General features: G+C 71.2%; 17 protein-coding genes. 15 read left to right on the plus strand and 2 right to left on the minus strand.

The window, feature by feature from the left end; translation table 11 throughout:
* Nucleotides 1-5 precede the first annotated feature (5 nt).
* From atpD to ychF, 12 genes are all read left to right on the plus strand, one after another.
* Nucleotides 6-1,454 carry a F0F1 ATP synthase subunit beta gene (atpD, locus tag MNY62_RS11090; RefSeq protein ID WP_242344221.1) on the plus strand — a complete coding sequence of 483 codons (1,449 nt, stop codon included), beginning with the start codon at nucleotides 6-8 and terminating at the stop codon, nucleotides 1,452-1,454.
* Nucleotides 1,455-1,457: 3 nt separating this feature from the next.
* Nucleotides 1,458-1,856 carry a F0F1 ATP synthase subunit epsilon gene (locus MNY62_RS11095; RefSeq protein WP_242344222.1) on the plus strand — a complete coding sequence of 133 codons (399 nt, stop codon included), beginning with the start codon at nucleotides 1,458-1,460 and terminating at the stop codon, nucleotides 1,854-1,856.
* 284 nt (nucleotides 1,857-2,140) lie between these two features.
* A complete protein-coding gene (gene gyrA, locus MNY62_RS11100; protein ID WP_242344223.1) occupies nucleotides 2,141-4,846 on the plus strand; it encodes a DNA gyrase subunit A in 2,706 nt (901 codons plus the stop codon).
* On the plus strand, nucleotides 4,843-5,682 hold the full coding sequence (locus tag MNY62_RS11105) for a tetratricopeptide repeat protein (protein WP_242344224.1): 840 nt from the start codon (nucleotides 4,843-4,845) through the stop codon (nucleotides 5,680-5,682). The genes gyrA and MNY62_RS11105 overlap by 4 nt, the downstream gene beginning before the upstream one ends.
* A gap of 17 nt (nucleotides 5,683-5,699) precedes the next feature.
* Nucleotides 5,700-6,989 carry a glutamate-1-semialdehyde 2,1-aminomutase gene (gene hemL, locus MNY62_RS11110; protein WP_242344225.1) on the plus strand — a complete coding sequence of 430 codons (1,290 nt, stop codon included), beginning with the start codon at nucleotides 5,700-5,702 and terminating at the stop codon, nucleotides 6,987-6,989.
* Nucleotides 6,990-8,123, plus strand: coding sequence for an aminotransferase class V-fold PLP-dependent enzyme (locus MNY62_RS11115; RefSeq protein WP_242344226.1), 1,134 nt, complete (start codon nucleotides 6,990-6,992; stop codon nucleotides 8,121-8,123).
* Between the two features lie 148 nt (nucleotides 8,124-8,271).
* Nucleotides 8,272-8,535, plus strand: a complete 264-nt coding sequence (locus MNY62_RS11120) for an AtpZ/AtpI family protein (RefSeq protein WP_242344227.1) — start codon at nucleotides 8,272-8,274, stop codon at nucleotides 8,533-8,535.
* A complete protein-coding gene (locus MNY62_RS11125) occupies nucleotides 8,532-8,900 on the plus strand; it encodes a hypothetical protein (protein WP_242344228.1) in 369 nt (122 codons plus the stop codon). The genes MNY62_RS11120 and MNY62_RS11125 overlap by 4 nt, the downstream gene beginning before the upstream one ends.
* The gene (locus tag MNY62_RS11130) at nucleotides 8,897-10,045 is read left to right on the plus strand and encodes a F0F1 ATP synthase subunit A (RefSeq protein ID WP_242344229.1); all 1,149 of its coding nucleotides are present in this window, start codon (nucleotides 8,897-8,899) and stop codon (nucleotides 10,043-10,045) included. The genes MNY62_RS11125 and MNY62_RS11130 overlap by 4 nt, the downstream gene beginning before the upstream one ends.
* A gap of 75 nt (nucleotides 10,046-10,120) precedes the next feature.
* Complete coding sequence (gene atpE, locus MNY62_RS11135; protein ID WP_242334192.1) at nucleotides 10,121-10,351, plus strand: ATP synthase F0 subunit C; 231 nt, start codon at nucleotides 10,121-10,123, stop codon at nucleotides 10,349-10,351.
* Nucleotides 10,352-10,407: 56 nt separating this feature from the next.
* Nucleotides 10,408-10,941 carry a F0F1 ATP synthase subunit B gene (atpF, locus tag MNY62_RS11140; protein ID WP_242344230.1) on the plus strand — a complete coding sequence of 178 codons (534 nt, stop codon included), beginning with the start codon at nucleotides 10,408-10,410 and terminating at the stop codon, nucleotides 10,939-10,941.
* An 89-nt stretch (nucleotides 10,942-11,030) separates the two neighbouring features.
* Nucleotides 11,031-12,143 carry a redox-regulated ATPase YchF gene (gene ychF, locus MNY62_RS11145; protein WP_242344231.1) on the plus strand — a complete coding sequence of 371 codons (1,113 nt, stop codon included), beginning with the start codon at nucleotides 11,031-11,033 and terminating at the stop codon, nucleotides 12,141-12,143.
* A gap of 223 nt (nucleotides 12,144-12,366) precedes the next feature.
* Here ychF and MNY62_RS11150 read toward each other — a convergent pair whose 3' ends face one another.
* Together MNY62_RS11150 and MNY62_RS11155 are read right to left on the minus strand one after the other, a co-directional pair.
* Complete coding sequence (locus MNY62_RS11150) at nucleotides 12,367-12,945, minus strand: hypothetical protein (RefSeq protein ID WP_242344232.1); 579 nt, start codon at nucleotides 12,943-12,945, stop codon at nucleotides 12,367-12,369.
* Between the two features lie 3 nt (nucleotides 12,946-12,948).
* Nucleotides 12,949-13,488, minus strand: a complete 540-nt coding sequence (locus MNY62_RS11155) for a THUMP domain-containing protein (RefSeq protein WP_242344233.1) — start codon at nucleotides 13,486-13,488, stop codon at nucleotides 12,949-12,951.
* 54 nt (nucleotides 13,489-13,542) lie between these two features.
* Between MNY62_RS11155 and MNY62_RS11160 the strand changes: the two genes are divergently transcribed.
* The 3 genes from MNY62_RS11160 (at nucleotide 13,543) to MNY62_RS11170 (ending at nucleotide 20,638) form a co-directional block, all read left to right on the plus strand.
* On the plus strand, nucleotides 13,543-14,298 hold the full coding sequence (locus tag MNY62_RS11160; RefSeq protein ID WP_242344234.1) for a Mut7-C ubiquitin/RNAse domain-containing protein: 756 nt from the start codon (nucleotides 13,543-13,545) through the stop codon (nucleotides 14,296-14,298).
* A gap of 190 nt (nucleotides 14,299-14,488) precedes the next feature.
* Nucleotides 14,489-14,875, plus strand: coding sequence for a response regulator (locus MNY62_RS11165; RefSeq protein WP_242344235.1), 387 nt, complete (start codon nucleotides 14,489-14,491; stop codon nucleotides 14,873-14,875).
* Nucleotides 14,876-14,923: 48 nt separating this feature from the next.
* Nucleotides 14,924-20,638, plus strand: a complete 5,715-nt coding sequence (locus MNY62_RS11170) for a sensor histidine kinase (RefSeq protein WP_279426443.1) — start codon at nucleotides 14,924-14,926, stop codon at nucleotides 20,636-20,638.
* Nucleotides 20,639-20,667: the final 29 nt, after the last annotated feature.

The following is a 20,667-nucleotide window of genomic DNA, read 5'->3' on the forward strand; positions in this document are numbered from 1 at the left end:
AAGACATGACCACCCCGACGAACGTTCAGAGCGGCAGGATCACCCAGGTCATCGGCCCGGTCGTGGACGTGGAGTTCCCGCCCGGAGCGCTGCCGGACATCTACACCGCGCTCTCGGTGACGAACCCCGCGCTCGACGCGCGCGCCGACAACCTCGTCATCGAGGTCGCCCAGCACCTCGGCGAGAACACCGCCCGCTGCATCGCGATGGACTCGACCGAAGGCCTCGTGCGCGGCATGGGCGTGAGGACCACGGGCGCGCCCATCTCCGTGCCGGTCGGCAAGGAGGTGCTCGGCCGCATCCTCAACGTCGTCGGCGAGCCGGTCGACGAGCGCGGGGCGGTGGCCGCGGTCCGCAAGTTCCCGATTCACCGCCCGGCGCCGACCCTGGTCGAGCAGAACGTGAAGATCGAGGCGTTCGAGACCGGCATCAAGGTCATCGACCTCCTCGCCCCGTACCTCCGCGGCGGCAAGATCGGCCTCTTCGGCGGCGCCGGCGTCGGCAAGACCGTGCTCCTCATGGAGCTCGTGAACAACGTCGCGAAGAAGCGCGGCGGCTTCTCGGTGTTCGCCGGCGTCGGCGAGCGGACGCGCGAGGGGAACGACCTCTACCACGAGATGATCGAGTCGGGCGTCATCAACAAGGACGACCTCTCGAAGAGCCAGTGCGTGCTCGTGTACGGGCAGATGAACGAGCCGCCCGGCGCGCGCGCCCGCGTCGCCCTCTCGGCGCTCGCCATCGCGGAGTACTTCCGCGATGAAGAGAACCGCGACATGCTGCTCTTCATCGACAACATCTTCCGCTTCACCCAGGCCGGCTCCGAGGTCTCCGCGCTCCTCGGCCGAATCCCGTCGGCCGTCGGCTACCAGCCGACGCTGTCCACGGAGATGGGCGAGCTGCAGGAGCGCATCACCTCCACGAAGAACGGCGCCATCACCTCGGTGCAGGCGATCTACGTCCCCGCCGACGACCTCACCGACCCGGCCCCGGCGACCGCGTTCGCCCACCTCGACGCGACGACGGTGCTCAGCCGCAAGCTCACCGAGATCGGCATCTACCCGGCCGTCGATCCGCTCGACTCGACCTCGCGAATCCTCGATCCGCTCGTCGTCGGCCAGGAGCACTACCAGGTCGCCCGCGTCGTCCAGGAGACGCTGCAGCGCTACAAGGATCTCCAGGACATCATCGCCATCCTCGGCATGGACGAGCTCTCCGAGGACGACAAGCTCACCGTCGCGCGCGCCCGCAAGGTGCAGCGCTTCCTCTCGCAGCCGTTCCACGTCGCCGAGCAGTTCACCGGCAACCCGGGCAAGTACGTCGAGCTCAGCGACACGATCCGCGGCTTCAAGGAGATCGTGGACGGCAAGCACGACGACCTCCCCGAGCAGGCCTTCTACATGGTGGGCGGCATCGACGAGGCGGTGGAGAAGGCGAAGAAGCTGGCCGCGGGGTAACCGATGGCGCTCACCCTCGACATCGTCACGCCGGAGCGGCGTGTCCTCTCCGTCGCCGCAGACGAGGTCCGCGCGCCGGGCGTCGCGGGCGGCTTCGGCATCCGCCTGAACCACGAGCCCTTCATGACGGCGCTCGAGCCCGGCAGGCTCACGTACGTGGAGGGCGGGCGGGAGCACCACTACGCGGTGGGCGGCGGCTTCCTGCAGGTCGCCGACAACCGGGTCATCGTGCTCGCCGACACCGCCGAGGCGGCGGCCGACATCGACGTGGAGCGGGCGAAGCGCGCCTTCGACGAGGCGCAGGACCGGCTCCTCCGCCTGACCGAGCAGGACGGCCACTACGCCGAGGAGTCGGCGCGCGTGCGCCGGGCCGCGGCGCGGCTCTCGGTGGCCGGGCGGTAGGTCCGCTCACCTCACGGCTTCGACCTCGCGGGGAGGCGCATGGCGCGCCTCCCCGCTGCTTTTTTCAGGGCGCGAGAGGCACGAAAAGCGGACGGATCGTGAAAGACGCGGGAGGGCGCGGCGGGGTCCGCGCGCTCATCGCGGCGAGGGCTCGGCACGCCCGCCCCGGGACGGGCAAAAGCGTTGAATCTCCGAGGGAAACCGGCTAAAACCACCCCTTCTCCCAGGTGGCCCGCGCGCTCGAACCCCCTCGCGCGCCTCTGGCCCGGGAGGGAAGAGCGCCGATGGCCGAAGAGAACCTCCCGCCGAGCCCGCCCGCCGCCCCCGCGGCGCCGCCGCCCGGAGACGGGCACCGCGCCCAGGTCGCGATCGAAGACGAGATGCGCAAGTCGTATCTCGACTACTCGATGTCGGTCATCATCGGCCGCGCGCTGCCGGACGTGCGCGACGGCCTGAAGCCGGTGCACCGCCGCGTGCTGTACGCGATGCACACCGAGGGGCTGCACCACAACAAGCGCTACTCCAAGTGCGCCGGCGTCGTCGGCGAGGTGCTGAAGAAGTACCACCCCCACGGCGACGCCTCGGTCTACGACGCGCTGGTCCGCCTCGCGCAGGACTGGAACCTCCGCTACCCGCTCATCGACGGCCAGGGCAACTTCGGCTCGGTCGACGGCGATCCCGCCGCGGCCTACCGGTACACCGAGTCGCGCCTCGAGCGGCTCGCCGACTTCCTCCTCGCCGACATCGACAAGGAGACGGTCGACTGGGGCCCGAACTTCGACGACTCGACCGTCGAGCCGCTCGTCCTGCCGACCCGCTTCCCGAACCTGCTCGTCAACGGCTCGGCGGGCATCGCGGTCGGCATGGCGACGAACATCCCGCCCCACAACATGGGCGAGGTGATCGACGCGGTGATGCACCTCATCGAGAACCCGAAGGCCACCGTCCTCGACCTCATGCGCTTCATCCCCGGGCCGGACTTCCCGACGGCGGGGATCATCCAGGGGCGAGACGGGATCCGCGCCGCTTACGAGAAGGGGCGCGGCACGATCCAGGTGCGAGCGCGCGCGTCGATCGAGGTTCACCCCAAGACCGAGCGCGAGGCGATCGTCGTCACCGAGATCCCCTACCAGGTGAACAAGGCGAAGCTCGTCGAGCACATCGCCGAGCTCGTGCGCGAGAAGCGCCTCGAGGGGATCAGCGACCTCCGCGACGAGTCGAGCCGCGAGGGGATGCGGATCGTCATCGAGCTGAAGCGTGACGCGGTCTCGCAGGTGGTGCTGAACAACCTGTACGCGCACACGCAGATGCAGACCGGCTTCGGCGTGACGCTCCTCGCCATCGACGGCGGCCAGCCACGCATCCTCACCCTGAAGGAGATGCTCGAGCGCTTCGTCGCCCACCGCCGCGACGTCGTCACCCGCCGCACGCGCTTCGAGCTGCGCAAGGCACGCGAGCGCGAGCACATCCTGCTCGGCCTGCAGATCGCGCTCGACCACCTCGACGAGATCATCGAGCTCATCCGCAAGGCGCCCGACCGAGACACCGCGCGCGACGGGCTCATGACGCGCTTCGCGCTCTCGGAGCTCCAGGCGAAGGCGATCCTGGAGATGCAGCTGCAGCGCCTCACCGGCCTCGAGCGCCAGAAGATCCTGGACGAGCTCGCCGAGGTGCAGAAGTTCATCGCCCGCCTGAAGGAGATCCTGGCCTCCGAGGCGGTCATGATGGAGGTCATCGTCTCGGAGCTGAAGGAGGTCCGGCAGCTCTTCGCCGACGAGCGGCGCACGGAGATCCTGGGCGAGGCGACCGACTACTCCACCGAGGACCTCATCGCCGAGGAGGAGATGGTCGTCACCGTCTCCCACGCCGGCTACGTGAAGCGGAACCCGGTGTCGCTCTACCGCGCCCAGCGGCGCGGCGGGCGCGGCAAGACCGGCGCGGCGACGCGGGACGAGGACTTCCTCGAGTCGATCTTCGTCGCCTCGACGCACAGCTACCTGCTCGTCTTCTCCGACAAGGGGAAGGTCTACTGGCTCAAGGTCCACGAGATCCCGCCCGCCGGCCGGGCCGCGCGGGGAAAGCCCATCGTGAACCTCGTGCAGCTCTCGCCGGGCGAGAAGGTCGCGGCGATCCTGCCGGTGCGGCGACTCCCCGAGCCGGCCGGCGCCGAGGAGGCGGCCGAGATCGCCGCCGAGCCGGGCGAGGCCGAGGGAGCGGATCCCGCCGAGAAGGCGAGCGCGGCGGCCGCCGGCGAGGCCGGACAGTTCGTGTTCATGGCCACGCGCCGGGGCCTCATCAAGAAGACCCGCCTCGAGCAGTTCGCGCGGCCGCGCGGCGCCGGCATCATCGCGCTCGGCATCGAGGAGGGCGACGAGCTCATCGCGGCGCGGCTCATCGACGGGAAGAGCCACGTGCTCCTCTCGACCGCGCAGGGGATGGCGATCCGCTTCGAGGAGTCGGACGTCCGCGCCATGGGGCGGACCGCCTACGGCGTGAAGGGCATCACCCTCGAGGCGGGCGACGCGGTCGTCTCGGCCGAGTCGATCCCCGCCGCGCCGGCGGAGGGCGAGCCCGCGCCGACGGTCCTCACCGTCACCCAGAACGGCTACGGCAAGCGCACCGAGCTCGCCGAGTACCGCGTCCAGACGCGCGGCGGGAAGGGCATCATCACCATCAAGACCACCGAGCGGAACGGCCCGGTGGTCGCCGCGGCGCTCGTGTCCGACGCCGAGGAGGTGATGCTCATCACGAACGGCGGCATGCTCATCCGAATGCCGGCGCGGGGGATCAGCGTCATCGGGCGGAACACCCAGGGCGTCCGGCTCATCACGCTCGAGTCGAAGTCGGAGCAGGTGGTGGGCGTCGCGCGCGTCGCCGAGACGACCCCGGAGGCGGCCGCGGCCGGCGTCGCCGAGGCGCCGGAGGGCGAGGAGCCGCCGGAGGGCTCGCCGGAGGACGAGGGCGGCGGGGAGCCGGAGGCCGGCGCGTGAGGCGTCGCCCGGGCCCCTTCGCCGCCGCGCTCGCGGCGGCGCTCGCGCTCGCCTGCGCCTCGCCGGCGAAGCGCCTCGAGGAGGCGACCGCGCGCCGCCACGCGGGCGACGCGAAGGGCGCGCTCCAGGGCTACAAGGCGGTGCTCGCCGAGCTCGGCGACGCCGCGCTCTCCTCCGACGAGGCGGCCGTGCGCCTCAAGGCGCTCCGCTTCGCGGGGGACGTCTCGTACCTCGAGCTCGGCGACTACACCGGCGCGATCTCCTACTACCGGCGGATCGTGGCGCTCTACCCGGGCGGCAAGGAGGCGCGCGAGGCGCGCGTCCAGATCGGCGACATCTACCGCGAGCGCTTCCGCGACCCGCTCGCTGCGATCGCTCAGTACGCCGACGTCGCCGCCTCGGACGCGCCGGAGGCGCCGCGCTACCAGCTCGAGGTCGCGCGCGCCTACCTCGAGCTCAAGAACTGGTCGCAGGCCCGCACCGAGGCGCGCATCCTGCGCGAGAAGTGGCCGGACCACGAGCTCGCCGACGAGGCGCAGCTCCTCGCCGCGCAGGCGTGGTCGCTCGAGAAGCGCGACGACGAGGCGCTCTCGGCGTTCCAGGCCCTCATCGACCGAAAGCCGCGGCCGGAGCTCGTGGCGCGCGCGCTCGAGGGGCAGGCCCTCATCCACGCGCAGGCGGGCCGCTTCGACCGGGCGCTCGAGCTGTACGCGCTCGCCCTGCCCATCCACCCGAACCCGGACGCGATCCGGACCAACATCGAGGCGGTCACCGAGCGCCGCGAGCGGGCGAAGCCCGCGACGCTGCCCGGCGATCGCGCCGCCGCCTTCCGCTAGTCACCCAGAGGAAAGCCATGAAGACGGACCTGTCGGAGAAGCTGTTCGCGAAGGCGCAGACCCTGTTCCCCGGCGGCGTGAACTCGCCGGTGCGCGCGTTCCGCGGCGTCGGCGGGACGCCCCGCTTCATCGCGCGCGGCAGGGGCAGCCACCTGTTCGACGTCGACGGCAACGACTACGTCGACTACGTGCTCTCCTGGGGCCCGATGATCGTCGGGCACGCTCACCCCGAGGTGATGCGCGAGGTGCAGGACGCCATGAAGGAGGGCGCGTCCTTCGGCGCCCCCTCGCCGCGCGAGATCACCCTCGCCGAGCTGGTGCGCGAGCGGATGCCCTGGATCGAGAAGATGCGCTTCTGCTCCTCGGGCACCGAGGCGACCACCGCCGCGATCCGCGTCGCGCGCGGCTTCACCGGGCGCGACGACATCCTCAAGTTCGAGGGGTGCTACCACGGCGCCGGCGATCCGCTCCTCGTGAAGGCCGGCTCGGGCGTCGAGACGCTCGGGCTGCCCGACTCGCCGGGCGTGCCGGCGGACCTCGCGAAGCACACGCTCACGCTGCCGTACAACGACCTCGCCGCGGCGGAGCGGCTCTTCGCCGAGCGCGGCGACACGCTCGCCGGCGTCATCATCGAGCCGGTGGTGGGCAACATGGGCGTGCTCGTCCCGAAGGCGGGCTACCTCGCGGGCCTGCTCGCGCTCTGCCGCAAGCACGGCGCGCTCTTCATCGTCGACGAGGTGATGACCGGCTTCCGCGTGTCGTCCGGCGGCGCGTGCGGGCTCTACGGCATCCGGCCGGACCTCGTCACCTTCGGCAAGGTCATCGGCGGCGGGCTGCCGGTGGGCGCCTTCGGCGGGCGCGCCGACGTGATGGACCGGGTCGCGCCGGCGGGGCCCATCTACCAGGCGGGCACGCTCTCCGGGAACCCGATGGCGATGGCGGCCGGGAACGCCACCCTGCGGCTCATGACCCCCGCCGCCTACGAGAAGCTCGAGGGGCTCGGCGCGAAGCTCGCGGACGGGCTCCGCGCCCGCGCGGCGGCCGCGAAGGTGCCGGTCCAGGTGAACCGGGTCGGCTCGATGCTCACGGTGTTCTTCTCGGAGAAGCCGGTGTTCGACGCGGCGAGCGCGCGGCACTCCTCGACGAAGCGCTTCGGCGCCTTCTTCCACCGCATGCTCGAGGGCGGCGCGTACCTCCCCCCCTCGCAGTTCGAGGCGGCGTTCCTCTCGACGGCGCACTCCGAGGGCGACGTCGAGCACACGCTCCTCGCCGCCGAGGCGGCCTTCGCCGAGGCCGCGAAGGTCTAGATGGCGCCCGGCTGGGCGGAGCGCTTCGCGCCGTTCGAGGGCGTCGCCTACCTCGACGCCGCGAGCCAGGGGCCCATCCCGCTCGCGGCGTCGCGCGCCGGGCGCGAGGCGCTCGCGCTGAAGGAGCGCCCCTGGCGCATCTCGAGCGCGACCTACGTCTCGGCGGTCTCCGAGGCGCGCGCCCTCGCGGCGCGCCTCCTCGGCGCGCGCGAGGAGGCGGTCGCGCTCGTCACCGGCGCCGGCCAGGTGGTGAACGCGGTCGCCCGCGGGCTCGATCTGGGCGAGGGTGACGAGGTCGTCCTCGCGCGCCACGAGTTCCCCTCGAACGTTCTCCCCTGGCGCTGGCTCGCGCGTCGCGGCGTCGCGATCCGCGTCGTCGAGCCCGATCACCCGGCGGGCGCGGTCTCGGCGGAGCGGCTCGCCGAGGCGGTCGGCCCGCGCACGCGGGTCGTCGCGTTCGCCCACGTCTCGTACCTCCACGGCGGGCGGCTCGAGCCCGGGCCCGTCGTGGAGGCGGCGCGCCGGTTCGGCGCCATCACGGTGGTGGACGGGAGCCAGGCGGCGGGCGCGCTGCCCTTCGACTTCGGAGGCTCCGGCGTCGACGTCTACGCCGCCTCGGCCTACAAGCACCTCCTCGGCCCTTACGGCTGCGGGCTCGGCCTCTTCTCGGCGCAGGTGCTCGACCGGCTCGCGGTGGGCGACGTGAACTGGCTCGCGGTGAAGGGGGCGGAGGACTACGACCACCTCCCCGCGCACATCGAGCTCAAGGCCGGCGCGCAGCGCTACGACGCCCACGAGACGGCGGCCTTCTTCAACCTCCTCCCGTTCGTCGAGTCGCTCCGGCTCCTCCTCGAGGCCACGCCCGCGGCGGTCCAGGCCCACGCGCGCGCGCTCGGCGATCGCCTCCTCGCGCGCCTGCCGCCCGGCTTCGCCGCCGCGAGCCCGCTCGAGCCGGCTGCGCGCAGTCACCTCCTCTGCCTGCGGGCGCAGTCCTCCGCCGGCACCCTGGCCGCCTATGAGCGGCTCCGCGCCGCCAAGGTCTGGGTCTCCCTGCGCGGCGACCGGATCCGAGTGTCGCCGCACCTTTACAGCACGGACGAGGACGCCGACCGCCTGCTCGCCGCGCTCTCCTGAAGAGGGCGGGGTGGGAGCGCTCCCGTCGGGGTGCGAGACCATTGACGTCCCTGCCGCGCCCCTGCTATACGGGCGTGCCTTTCCGCCCGCGGAAGCATTGGGGAATCCCGCTTCTCCGGGGTGCGGAGGGGCCGGCAGCGGAGGGTCTTTGGCGGGTCCCGAGGATCGAGAGCGCGGGTCCCCTGACGACAAGGGGCTCTCCGGCCTCGCCGAGGGGTACCGGAAGGCCGCGCCGTACATGGCGGCCTCCTCGAGCCTCGTCGGCGCGGTCGGCGTGTTCACGTTCCTCGGCTACCTCGCCGACCGGAAGCTCGGGAACGAGGTCCCCTGGCTCACGATGCTGGGGGCGGTGCTCGGCATGACGGGCGGCTTCATCAGCTTCTTCAGGCAGGTCCTCAAGGGAAAGAAGTGAAGCATCAGGTCATCACCGTCGCCCTCTCGCTCGCCTTCGTCGGCCTCGCGCTCGCCGCGGGGCAGTACCGGCGCGCGGCGCTCATCGGCGCGACGACCTGCACCTTCACGGCCCTCGGCTCGATGCTCGTGCTCTCCCGCTCGGTGCGGAACGCCGAGAAGCCGCTCAAGCCCGCCCTGCTCGTCATGACCGTCGCGTTCCTCGCCCGCATCCTCCTCGTCGCGCTCGGCACGGTGTTCGTCGCGCGCGCGGGCGAGAACGTCTTCGCCTTCGTCGTCGCCTTCTTCGTGCCGTACTTCGCCTTCAGCGCCGTCGAGGGCGCCTACCTCCACTCGCTCCGCCGCTACACGGGAAGGGCCGCATGACCGCCATCCTGACCCTCGCGCTCACGCTTTCCCTCGCCCAGGCGCCCGCCGCCGTCGGCACCGATGCCGCGACGGCGCACGAGGCCACCGCCCCCGCCCCGGAGGGCGGGCACGGCGAGGCCGTCCACGAAGCGCCCGCCGGCGAGCACGGCGCCGCCGAGGGCGGCCACGGCGGCGGGGGGCACGGCGGCGGGCTCTCCGAGTCGCTCATGCACCACGTGACCGACGGTCACACGCTCGAGTACCCGGGCTACTGCGAGGGCGGCTTCGCCTGGAACTGCGAGATCGACCTCGACCACGTGTTCGGCACGCAGCGCGACCCCGCCACCGGCAAGGCGTCCGGCCCGCTCGTCTTCGGCGCGCTCGACATGACGCCCACGAAGCACGCGGTGATGATGTGGCTCGCCTCGCTCGTGCTCATCGTCGCGTTCGTCGCGGCGGTGCGAAAGAAGGGGCTCGTTCCGCGCGGCCTCTACAACTTCCTCGAGATGCTCGTGCAGTTCGTGCGGAACGAGATCGCCCGCAAGAACATCGGCGAGCACGAGGGCGACCGCTTCGTCCCGTACCTCGTCACCGCGTTCTTCTTCATCCTCTTCGTGAACCTGTTCGGCCTGCTCCCCTGGTCCGCCACGGCGACCGGGAACCTGTCCGTCACGGTCGCGATGGCGCTCTTCACCTTCGTCATCACGCAGTACGCGGCGATCAAGGCGATGGGGCTCGGCGGGTGGCTGAAGCACCTCACCGGCGGGGTCGCGCCGTGGCTCTGGCCGATCATGATCCCGGTCGAGATCCTCGGCCTGTTCACGAAGCCCTTCGCCCTCACCGTCCGTCTCTTCGCCAACATGGTGGCGGGCCACATCGTCATCTTCTCGCTCATCGGCCTCATCTTCGCCCTCGGGCACTGGGGCGTGGCGTTCGGCTCGGTGCCGATGGCGCTCGGCATCTACATGCTCGAGCTCTTCGTCGCCTTCGTGCAGGCGTACATCTTCACGATGCTCTCCTCGCTCTTCATCGGTCAGGGCCTCGCGCACCACGGCCACGACGAGGAGCACGGCGAGCACGGCCACGCCGAGCCGGGGATGGGCTCGGCCGATCACGGCACTCACGGTTCTCACGTGGCGGGGGCGTCCCCCGGCCATGGGTAGTCGAGCGCTCCACGCGCCACGGGAAACAAGCGGCCCGGTAATCCCGCACCTTTCGAAAGACAAGGCAGGAAGACCATGACCTCCACCGCCCTCGCGTTCCTCTCCGCTGGCTTCGGCGCCGGCCTCGCCGTCCTCGGCGCCGGCCTCGGCATCGGCAAGCTCGCCGCCGCCGCCATGGAGGGCTCCGCCCGCCAGCCGACCGTCGCCGGCGACATCCGCACCTCGATGATCATCGCCGCCGCCCTCATCGAGGGCGTGACGCTCTTCGCGATCGTCGTCTGCGTGCTCCTCGCCATCAAGGCGTAAGTCGCACCTCGAAGCCTCGTCGAACCCTCACCTCCTCTTCACCCACGGAGTCGCGCATGGCCTCCCTCGCGTCCCTGCCCCTCGCAGCCGGAGGGCTCACGGACCTGAACCCCGGCCTCACCCTCTGGGCGGCCATCACGTTCCTGTTCCTGCTCGTGGTCCTCTCCAAGTTCGCGTGGGGACCCATCGTCAAGATGCTCGACGAGCGCGAGCGGACCATCCGCGAGGCGATCGAGGCGGCCAAGAAGGAGCGCGCCGAGGCGGAGCGGATGCTCGGTGAGCAGAAGGCCTCCCTCGCCCACGCGCAGCGCGAGGCCGCTGAGCTCGCCCGGCGCAACCAGCAGGAGGTCGAGGCGCTCCGTCAGGAGCTGACCGCGCGCGCCCGCAAGGAGGCGGACGAGCTCGTCTCCTCCGCCCGCAAGCAGATCGAGGAGGAGAAGACGAAGGCGATGTCCGAGCTCCGCGCGGTGGTCGCGGACCTCGCCATCGACGCCGCCTCCCGCCTCGTGAAGGCGAACCTCGACGACGCCTCGCAGCGCCAGCTCGTCGAGGAGTACATCGCACAGCTCCCGGCGAACCGCGCCGCGTAAGCGCGCTCTTCGGCCGGTGTCATCGCGCTCCGGCGGGCCCCGCGTCCGCCGGAGCGTTTCTCTTTTCCGCGGGCTAGAAACAAGGTCGCATGGGTCTCTCGATCGGCATCGTCGGCCTCCCCAACGTGGGGAAGTCCACCCTCTTCAACGCGCTCCTCGGCGCGGCGCAGGCCGCGGCGGCGAACTACCCGTTCTGCACCATCGAGCCGAACGTGGGCGTCGTGCCGGTGCCCGACCGGAGGCTCGAGCGGCTGGCCGCGCTCTTCAAGCCGAAGAAGACCACCCCCACCACGCTCGAGTTCGTGGACATCGCCGGCCTCGTCGCCGGCGCCTCCAAGGGCGAGGGGCTCGGCAACCAGTTCCTCGGCAACATCCGCCAGGTCGACGCGATCGCCCACGTGCTGCGCTGCTTCGAGGACCCCGACGTCGTGCACGTCGCGGGCAAGGTCGATCCGCGCGGCGACAAGGAGGTCGTCGAGACCGAGCTCATGCTGAAGGACCTCGACTCGGTCGAGAAGCGGCGCGAGCGGGCGATGAAGAACGCCAAGGCGCCGGGGAAGCCCGGCGAGCTCGCGAAGGCGGAGCTCGCCGCGCTCGACCGCGCCAAGGCCGGCCTCGAGGCGGGCACGCCCATCCGCGCGCAGAAGCTCTCCGACGAGGAGCGCGCCCTGCTCGCGGACCTCTTCCTCCTCACCTCCAAGCCGGTGCTCTACATCGCCAACGTGGACGAGTCGCAGCTCGGCAAGGAGGCGACCGACCCGAGCATCCAGGCGGTGAAGGCGCTCGCCGAAGCCGAGGGCGCGGGGATGGTGGAGATCTCGGGCAAGGTCGAGTCCGAGCTCGCCGCCCTCGCCCCCGGCGAGCGCGAGGAGTACCTCGCCTCGCTCGGCCTCGAGGAGCCCGGGCTCGACCGGCTCGTCCACGCCGGCTACCGGCTGCTCGGCCTCATCACCTACTTCACCGCCGGCGAGGACGAGTGCCGCGCCTGGACCGTGAAGAAGGGCACGCACGCCCCCCAGGCCGCGGGCGTCATCCACTCCGACTTCGAGAAGGGCTTCATCAAGGCCGAGGTGATCCGCATCGAGGATCTCCTGGAGCTGAAGAGCGAGTCCGCCGCCCGCGAGAAGGGCAAGCTGCGCATCGAGGGCAAGGAGTACGTCGTCCAGGACGGCGACGTGATGCACTTCAGGTTCAATGTCTAACGGGGGGCTGCGTCGGGTGTTTGAATGGGGGACTGCGTCCCCCGCCCCGTCGAGCGAAGCTCGCCGGGGCCCCACCCCCGCTCGGCGGGGCCTGTGAACCTGCGCGCCCGCGGTCGCGGGTGCGCGCAGGTTCCCCGCCGGAGGGGCTTCGCCCCTCCCGCGGTGAGTCCGATCGAAAGGCGTGACGGGTGTCGTCGCCTCGGCGCCCCGCGGTCGGCTTCGGTCACCGGTCGACCGGCTGTCCGTGCCGCTCGCCGCGCTCGGGTGAGACGAGCAGCGCCTCGCGCCCCGCGCCGTCGAAGGCCGCCGCGAGCGTCGCGAGCGGCACCTCTTGACGCGCAGGCGAGCGCGACGGGTCGATGAAGCGCACGCGCGCGTCCGGGGCGGCGCCGGGCGCGACGTCGAGGAGCCGCGACGCCCACGCGGCCGGGCCCAGCGCGGTGGAGCTCGCGAGCAGGACGGCGTGGCGGCCGGGTGCGGCGCCCGGGTAGACGAGGCGCGGGTTCACCCCGAGCACGACGAGCCCCGCCGCGCCGGAGAGGGAGAGCATCCGCGCGAGCGAGCCGGAGACGACCTCGGAGCGGACCCGGTACAGCCGCGCGAGGACCACGCGCGCGTTCGCGAAGGTGGCGCCGCCGGGGATGGCGGAGAACGCCGCGGGGAGCGCGGCCCCCGACCTCCCTGGGTCGACGCCGAACAGCAGCGACGTCGCCAGCGCGCAGCACGCGCCCAGGCACCCGTCGCCCGCGTCCCGGTTCCGCGGCGCGAGGGCCGCGTCGAGCGTCGCGTCCGGCTCCGCCATGGCTCAGCCCGGCCGCAGCAAGGGGTGGTGCTCCAGCTCCTCGCGCGAGAAGAGCGCGACGCCCGCCTGCGAGCCGATGGTCTCGACGTCCAGCACGTAGTCAGGATCATGGAACGTGATACGGGGCGCCTGTCCCGACGCGGCGAGCCGGTCGAGGAGCCCCTCGGCGAGGACGCGCTCCTCCTCCAGTCCGGAGAGGCGCGACTTCATCCCTCGCCGGTGGACGCGAACGTGGAACGACCTCCCCGCGAGCACCGGCGCGTAACGTGCCGTCGCCTCCCGCGCGCGAGCCTCGAACTCCTCCGGGCTCGAGAAGGTGAAGACGGTCTCGACCGGCGTCACCCGCGCGAGCGACGCGGTCGCGGCGGGATCGCTGGCGGCGCGCTCACGAAGGGTGGCGAGGAGCGCGCGCGGGTCGTCCGCGTGGGCGACGAGGACGTTGTAGTAGCGCGTCTCCTCGACGCGCGCGAGCGAGCGCAGCAGCCGCAGCGCGTCGTTGTAGCCGCCGCCCTGCACCGTCACGACGACGTTCCAGTCGCGCATCGGGTGCCAGCCCGCCCCGTGGCGTGCGCCACTCGCCGGTCGCACCCTCCGGTCGTGAGGCGCGCGCTGTTCCGATTCTACGCCGAGCTGAACGACTTCCTGCCGCCCGCGCGCAAGGGGGTCCCTTTCGTGCACGCCTTCGAGGGCACCCCCTCGGTGAAGGACGTCATCGAGTCGCTCGGCGTCCCGCACACCGAGGTGGACCTCGTCCTCGCCGACGGCGAGGCGGTGGACTTCGGCTGGGGGCTCCGCGACGGGGCGCGCGTGAGCGTCTACCCGGTGTTCGAGTCGCTCGACGTCGCCTCGGTGACACGCGTGCGCGCCGAGCCGCTGCGCGACACCCGCTTCGTCGCGGACGGCCACCTCGGCAGGCTCGCGCGCTACCTCCGGATGGCGGGCTTCGACGTGCGCTGGGAGCGTGACGCCAAGGACGACGCGCTCGCCCGCGTAGCCTCCGAGGAGCGGCGCATCCTCCTCACGCGCGATCGCGGCCTCCTGAAGCGGAGCGCAGTGAGCCACGGCTACTGCGTTCGGGAGGCGGATCCCCCTCGCCAGCTCGCGGAGGTGATCCGGCGCTTCGACCTCGGACGCGCGGTCGCGCCCTTCCGCCGCTGCCTCCGCTGCAATGCGCTGCTCGAGCCAGTCCGCAAGGAGGACGTGCAGGACCTGCTCCCCCCACGCGTGCGCGAGCGGTACGCGGTGTTCCGTCGTTGTCCGGAGTGCGGCCGCGTCTACTGGCCGGGCTCGCACCACGCGCGCATGGAGCGGATCCTCGAGGACGCGCTGCGGGCGACGCGCGCGAGCGGGTGAGCGGGCCCGCACGCGCCTAACCCGGGCTCCGCCCCCGACGCACCCGGGAGCGCACCTCGGCGATCGTCCGTCCGTGCGCCGAGTGGGCCCTCCCGTCGAGCTTGCGTCCGTGCGGGGGGTCGGGGTTGTGTCGGCGCCCTGAATGCGAGCACACTTTGTCGCAGAGGTGAATTGCCCCGCTCTCATCGCCGTGGATATCGCGGTGGCGGATCGCCGCCCAGTGCTGGTGGTGGACGACGACGCCGCGATTCGCGAGGTCGTCCAGATCATCGTCGAGGCGGAAGGCTATCCGGTGGTAACCGCGGCCGAAGGCGCGGAGGCGCTCCGTCACCTGCGTTCGGGGCTTCGCCCCGGCATGATCCTCCTGGACCTGCGGATGCCGGGCATGGACGGGCGAGCGTTCCGCGAGGTGCAAAGCGCAGAACCGGAGCTCGCCGAGATCCCGGTCGTGATCCTGTCGGGGGACAGCGACGCCTCTCGCGTCGCGGGCAGCCTAGGGGCTGAGTGGCTTCTGAAGCCCGTCGATCTCGACCGGCTGTTGTCGGTCGTGAAGCGCCATTGTGGCTCGCCTGCGTAATCCGCGTCACCCGAGGGGCGCGCGCGGGCTTCCTCGCGGGGGCATGACATGACCCCTGCGCCTCCCCAGTACACCGTCACCGAAACGGTGTGGAAGGACGGCCGCAAGGCGCTGTACCGCGCGATCCGCGCCGCCGATCACGTCCCTGTCGTCCTGAAGACGCTCGAGCCCGAGGGGTGCCGCCCGAGAGACCTCGAGAGGCTTCGCCACGAGCACGAGATCGCCAACGCACTCGACGTCCGGGCGGTCGTGAAGTCCCTCGCCCTCGAGACCTACCAGGGCCTGCCAGTCCTGGTCCTCGAGGACTTCGGCGGCCGGTCTCTCGACCGCGTGTTCGCGGCCCCCGTGGCCACGGACACGTTCCTCGACCTCGCCGTACGCATCGCGGGCGCGGTCTCCGAGCTCCACCGGCAGGGCGTCATCCACAGGGATCTGAAGCCCGAGAACATCCTCGTCGACCCTCGCACCCTCGAAGTGAAGCTCGCCGACCTCGGGCTCGCCACGCGCCTGCCTCGCGAGCAGCAGGCGGCTCGGCCACCCCTGCTCATCGAGGGATCGCTGCCCTACATGTCGCCGGAGCAAACGGGCCGGATGAACCGCTCCGTCGACAGCAGGACCGACCTCTACTCGCTGGGCGTCACGTTCTACCAGATGCTCACGGGGCGCTTGCCGTTCGAGGCCGGCGATCCTCTGGAGTGGGTCCACTGCCACGTGGCCCGCGCGCCTCCCGCCGTCTCCCGGCTCGTCCCGGACGTGCCCGCGGCGATCGAGCGGATCGTGATGAAGCTCCTCGCCAAGATCGCGGACGACCGCTACCAGACCGCCCGCGGCCTGAAGTTCGACCTCGAGCGCTGCCTCGCGCAGTGGCGCGTCGGCCACCGGATCGATCCGTTCCCGCTGGGAGAGCGGGACGTGCCGGATCGGCTGCAGATCCCGCAAAGACTCTACGGGCGCGACGAGGAGGTCGTCGTGCTACTGGACGCCTTCGAGCGCGTCGCCGATACGGGAGCTCCCGCGCTCGTACTGGTGTCGGGCTACTCCGGCGTCGGCAAGTCATCGCTGGTTCACGAGATCCAGAAGCCGATCGTTCGACGGTGGGGACTCTTCGTCGAGGGCAAGTTCGATCAGTACAAGCGCGACGTCCCTTACTCGACCATCGCCCAGGCCTTCCGCGGACTGGTGCGCGATGTCCTGGCAGAGGGTGAGGATCGCATCGGCGAGTGGAGTCAGCGGCTCAAGGGTGCCTTGGGGATCAACGGCCGTCTCATCGGGGGCATCATCCCCGAGGTTGAGCTCATCATCGGAAGGCAGCCTGCGGTCCCCGAGCTCCCGCTCGCCGAGGCGAAGAACCGTTTCCACATGGTGTTCCGGCAGTTCCTGGGCGTGTTCGCGCGCAAGGAGCACCCGCTCACCGTCTTCCTCGACGACCTGCAGTGGGTCGACTCGGCGAGCCTCGAGCTGCTGGCCGACGTCCTCACGCACCAGGACACCCGCCACCTGCTCGCCATCGGCGCGTACCGCGACAACGAAGTCACCGCGGCACATCCGCTGATGGCGATGCTCGCCGGGTTGCGCAAGGCCGCCGTCGCGGTGCACGAGCTGGTTCTCACCCCGCTCTCCCGGGAACACCTCGGCCAGTTCGTCGCCGACGCGATGCGGAGCTCCCCGGAGCAGATCCGGGAGCTGGCGGACCTCGTCGTCGAGAAGACGGCGGGGAACCCGTTCTTCGCCATCCAGTTCCTGACCTCGCTCCAGGACGACGGCCTCATCTGCTTCGACCCGGAGTCGCTGGCGTGGCGCTCCGACGTCGCCGCAGCGCGCGCCAAGGGGTACACCGAAAACGTCGTCGAGCTGATGGTGGCGAAGCTCCAGCGGCTGCCGGCGGAGGCGCAGGAGGCGGTGAGGCTCGCCGCATGCGTGGGAAACGTCGTCGCCGCCGACACCCTGGCGATGCTGCGGGAGCGATCGGAGGAGGAGACCCATCGCGATCTCTGGGTGCTCGTTCGAGAAGGGCTGCTCGACCGCTCCGGTGACAGGTACAGGTTCTCGCACGACCGCGTGCAGCAGGCCGCCTACGCGCTCATCCCCGAGGAGCGGCGAGGGGCGACCCACCTACGGATCGGGCAGCTGCTCCTGGCCCACACACCCGCCGAGCAGCTCGGCGAGAGCGTGTTCGACATCGTGAACCAGCTCAACCTCGGCTCCTCGCTGATCACCGACCGGAGCGAGAGGACGAAGCTCGCCGAGCTGAACCTCATCGCGGGGAGGCGAGCCAAGGCATCGGCCGCATACGCCGGCGCCGCCGGGTACGTCCTGCGCGGCGTTGCGCTCGTAGACGAGGAGAGCTGGGACGTCGACTACGGGCTGACCTACGATCTGCACCTGGAGCTGGCGCAGCTCGAGTACCTGCTCGGCAACCGGGGCCGGTCCCAGGAACTCGTCACCGCGCTACTCGCCCACGCCCGCGACAAGGTCGACCGGGCTGCCATCTACGAGTTCCTGGTCGACCTGCACACCACCGAGGGAGACAACGACAAGGCCGTCGAAACGGCCCTCCGGTGCATCTCGCTGTTCGGGATCGAGCTGACGCCACACCCCACCCGGGAAGAGGTGCAGCAGGAGTACGACGAGCTCTGGCGGAACCTCGGCGCGCGAGAGATCGAACACCTGATCGATCTACCGGCGATGACGGATCGCGAGACGCAAGCCGCGCTCGGAGCGCTCGCGGCGCCGACGGTCGCGGCCATGTTCACGGATCTGAACCTGCTCCTGCAGCTGAGCTGCCACATGGTGAACTTGTGCCTGCGTCACGGGAACGCCGCCGCGTCCGCAGTGGGCTACGTGTGGCTCGGCATCACGCTCGGCCCGGTGTTCGGCAAGTACCAGGAGGGCTATCGCTTCGGCAAGCTCGCCTACGACTACGTGCAGAGGCACCGCCTCGTCGCGTTGAAGCCGAGGATCGACATCTGCTTCGGCGATCTCATCAACTTCTGGACGAAGCCGCTGCAGACCGACCTCCGGTATCTCGAGGAGGGGTTCCGCGCCGCGGTCGAGGTGGGTGACCTGACCTACGCCTGCTACTGCGCCAACCACATCGTCACGGTCATGATCACGCAGGGCTCGCCGCTCGAGACGGTCTACCGCGAGTCCGAGGTGCGCCTCGAGTTCGTCCGCAAGGCCAGGTACGCGCCGGTCGTCGACGAGATCGTGAGCATGCAGCGCTTCATCCAGAACATGCGGGGGCTCACCGCGAGCTTCTCGACGTTCGACGACGCGACGTTCGATCAGCGGGTGTTCGAGGAGCACCTCCATCGCGAGGTCAGGCCGCTCACCGTCTGCTGGTACTACATCCTCAAGCTCGCGGCGCGCTTCATCTCAGGAGACTACGCGGAGGCGATCGAGGCCGCAGAGCGGGCGCGAGCGCTGCTGTGGTCGACTCCCGGCCACATGCAGGTCCCCGAGTTCCACTACTACCGGGCGCTCTCGCTCGCCGGCGCGCACGGAGGCGCGCCGCCACAGACGCAGCGGGAGTACCTGGAGGCGCTGCGCGAGCACCATGCGCAGTTTCGCGAGTGGGCCGAGAACTGCCCCGAGAACTTCTCCAGCAAGAGTGCGCTCGTCTCCGCCGAGCTGGCTCGCATCACGGGCGACGACCTCGAGGCGATGCGCCTGTACGAGCGGGCGATCCGGTCCGCGCGCGACAACGGGCTCGTCCAGAACGAGGCGATCGCGAGCGAGCTCGCGTCGAGGTTCTACCGGACGAGGGGGTTCGAGGCGTTCGCCGACACGTACGTTCGCCACGCGCGAGCCTGCTACCGGCGCTGGGGTGCCGATGGGAAGGTGCGGCAGCTCGAGCGGCTCCATCGCCACATCCTCGAGACCGGGCCGTTCGACCCGACCGCGTCGATCGCGGTGCGTCCCGAGCAGCTGGACCTTCTCTCCGTCGTCAAGGCGTCACAGACCATCTCGGGAGAGATCCTGTTCGACAGGCTCGTCGGGACGCTCCTGAGGGTCGCGCTCGAGCAAGGGGGCGCGCAACGCGTCTGCCTGTTCCTGGCGCACGGCGACGACCTCTTCATGGAGGCGGAGGCGGTCGGCGGGGAAAACGGCGTGACGACCCAGCTCCGGCCGGCGCTGCCGCTCACGGCGGCGTCGGACGAGCTCCCGCCCGCCGTGCCGCCCGTGCCTGCCTCGCTCGTCCAGTACGCGTGGCGGACGCGGGAGCCCGTCATCCTGGACGATGCGGCCAGCGCGTCGGGGAAGTTCTCATCCGACCCCTACTTCGCCCGCCGGAGACCGAGGTCGGTGCTCTGCCTGCCGATCCTGCGCCAGGCCGAGCCCGTGGGCCTGCTCTACGAGGAGAATGACCTCGTTGTGGGGGCGTTCACGCGGGATCGCCTGGAGGCGCTAAGGCTGGTCGCGGCTCAGGCGGCCATCTCGGTGGAGAACGCGCGGCTGCTCGCCCAGGAGCGCGGGGCAAGGGCTGGAGCAGAGGACGCGAGGAGGGCCGCGGAGCAGGCGAAGGCAGCCGCCGAGGAGGCGGAGCGCCGGTCGGCCTTCCTGGCGGAGGCGGGGGCGCTCCTCGCGGGCTCGCTCGACCATGAGGAGACGCTGAGACGCGTCGGCCGGCTGTGCGTGCGGTCGCTCGCCGACTGGTGCCTGATCGATCTCGTCGAGGGTCAGCAGCTCCGGCGAATCGCCGGAGCGCACGCCGATCCGGCGAAGGAGCCGGTCATCGAGGAGCTCCTGAGGCGCTATCCGCCGACCTACGACGCGCCTCACCCTTCCGCCCGGGCCCTGCGCAGCGGCGAGCCCATCCTGATCTCCGAGCTGCCCGCCGAGGGCATTCGCGCGTACTGCTACGATGACGAGCACGCCAGGCTCATCTCGGAGATGGGGTGCCGGAGCGCGCTGGCCGTACCGCTGCTGGCGCGGGGGCGGGTCCTCGGCGCCCTGACGCTCGGCTCGGGCACGCTGGGCCGATACAAGCGCGCCGATCTGGAGCTCGCCCGGGAGCTGGCGGATCGCGCCGCGATCGCGATCGACAACGCCCAGCTCTACCGCGAGGCGCAGCAGGCGGTCCGCTTGCGCGACGAGTTCCTGTCGATCGCCTCCCACGAGCTGCGCACGCCGATCCAGTCGTTGCAGCTCGTCGTGCAGAGCCTCGAGCGCGGGCTCCACGCCACGAACCCGTCCATCGCGCCCCACATGCTCACCCTCGCCGCCCGCGAGACCCAGCGCCTCACCGCGCTCGTCACGCAGCTCCTCGACGTCACGCGCATCCAGGACGGGCGCCTCACGCTCGCGCTCGAGGAGTTCGATCTCGTCGCCGAGGCGCGGCGGATCCTCGAGCGCATGGAGGTCGAGCTCGAGCGGGGCGGGACGGCGCTCACGCTCCACGCCGAGGAGGGGATCGTGGGGCGGTGGGACCGCTCGCGCATCGACCAGCTGCTGACGAACCTCCTGTCGAATGCCATCTCGTACGGCGGCCGGAAGCCCATCGACCTGACGCTCGAGCGGATGCGCGACCGACGCGTGCGGATCACGGTCCTCGACCGCGGAATCGGCATCCCGGCCGATCGTCTCCCGCACATCTTCGAGCGGTTCGAGCGGGCCACCTCGACGCGCCACTACGGCGGGCTCGGTCTCGGCCTGTTCATCGCGCGCCAGATCGTGGAGTCGCATCAGGGGACCATCTCCGTGCGCAGCGAGCCGGGCCGCGGCTCGTGCTTCGAGGTCGAGCTGCCGCTCCAGCCGACTTGAGGTGCGCCGCGTCGAGGTCGAGTGCCGTC

Origin of the sequence: Anaeromyxobacter terrae (genome assembly GCF_022690685.1) — a bacterium.
Classification (GTDB): domain Bacteria; phylum Myxococcota; class Myxococcia; order Myxococcales; family Anaeromyxobacteraceae; genus Anaeromyxobacter; species Anaeromyxobacter terrae.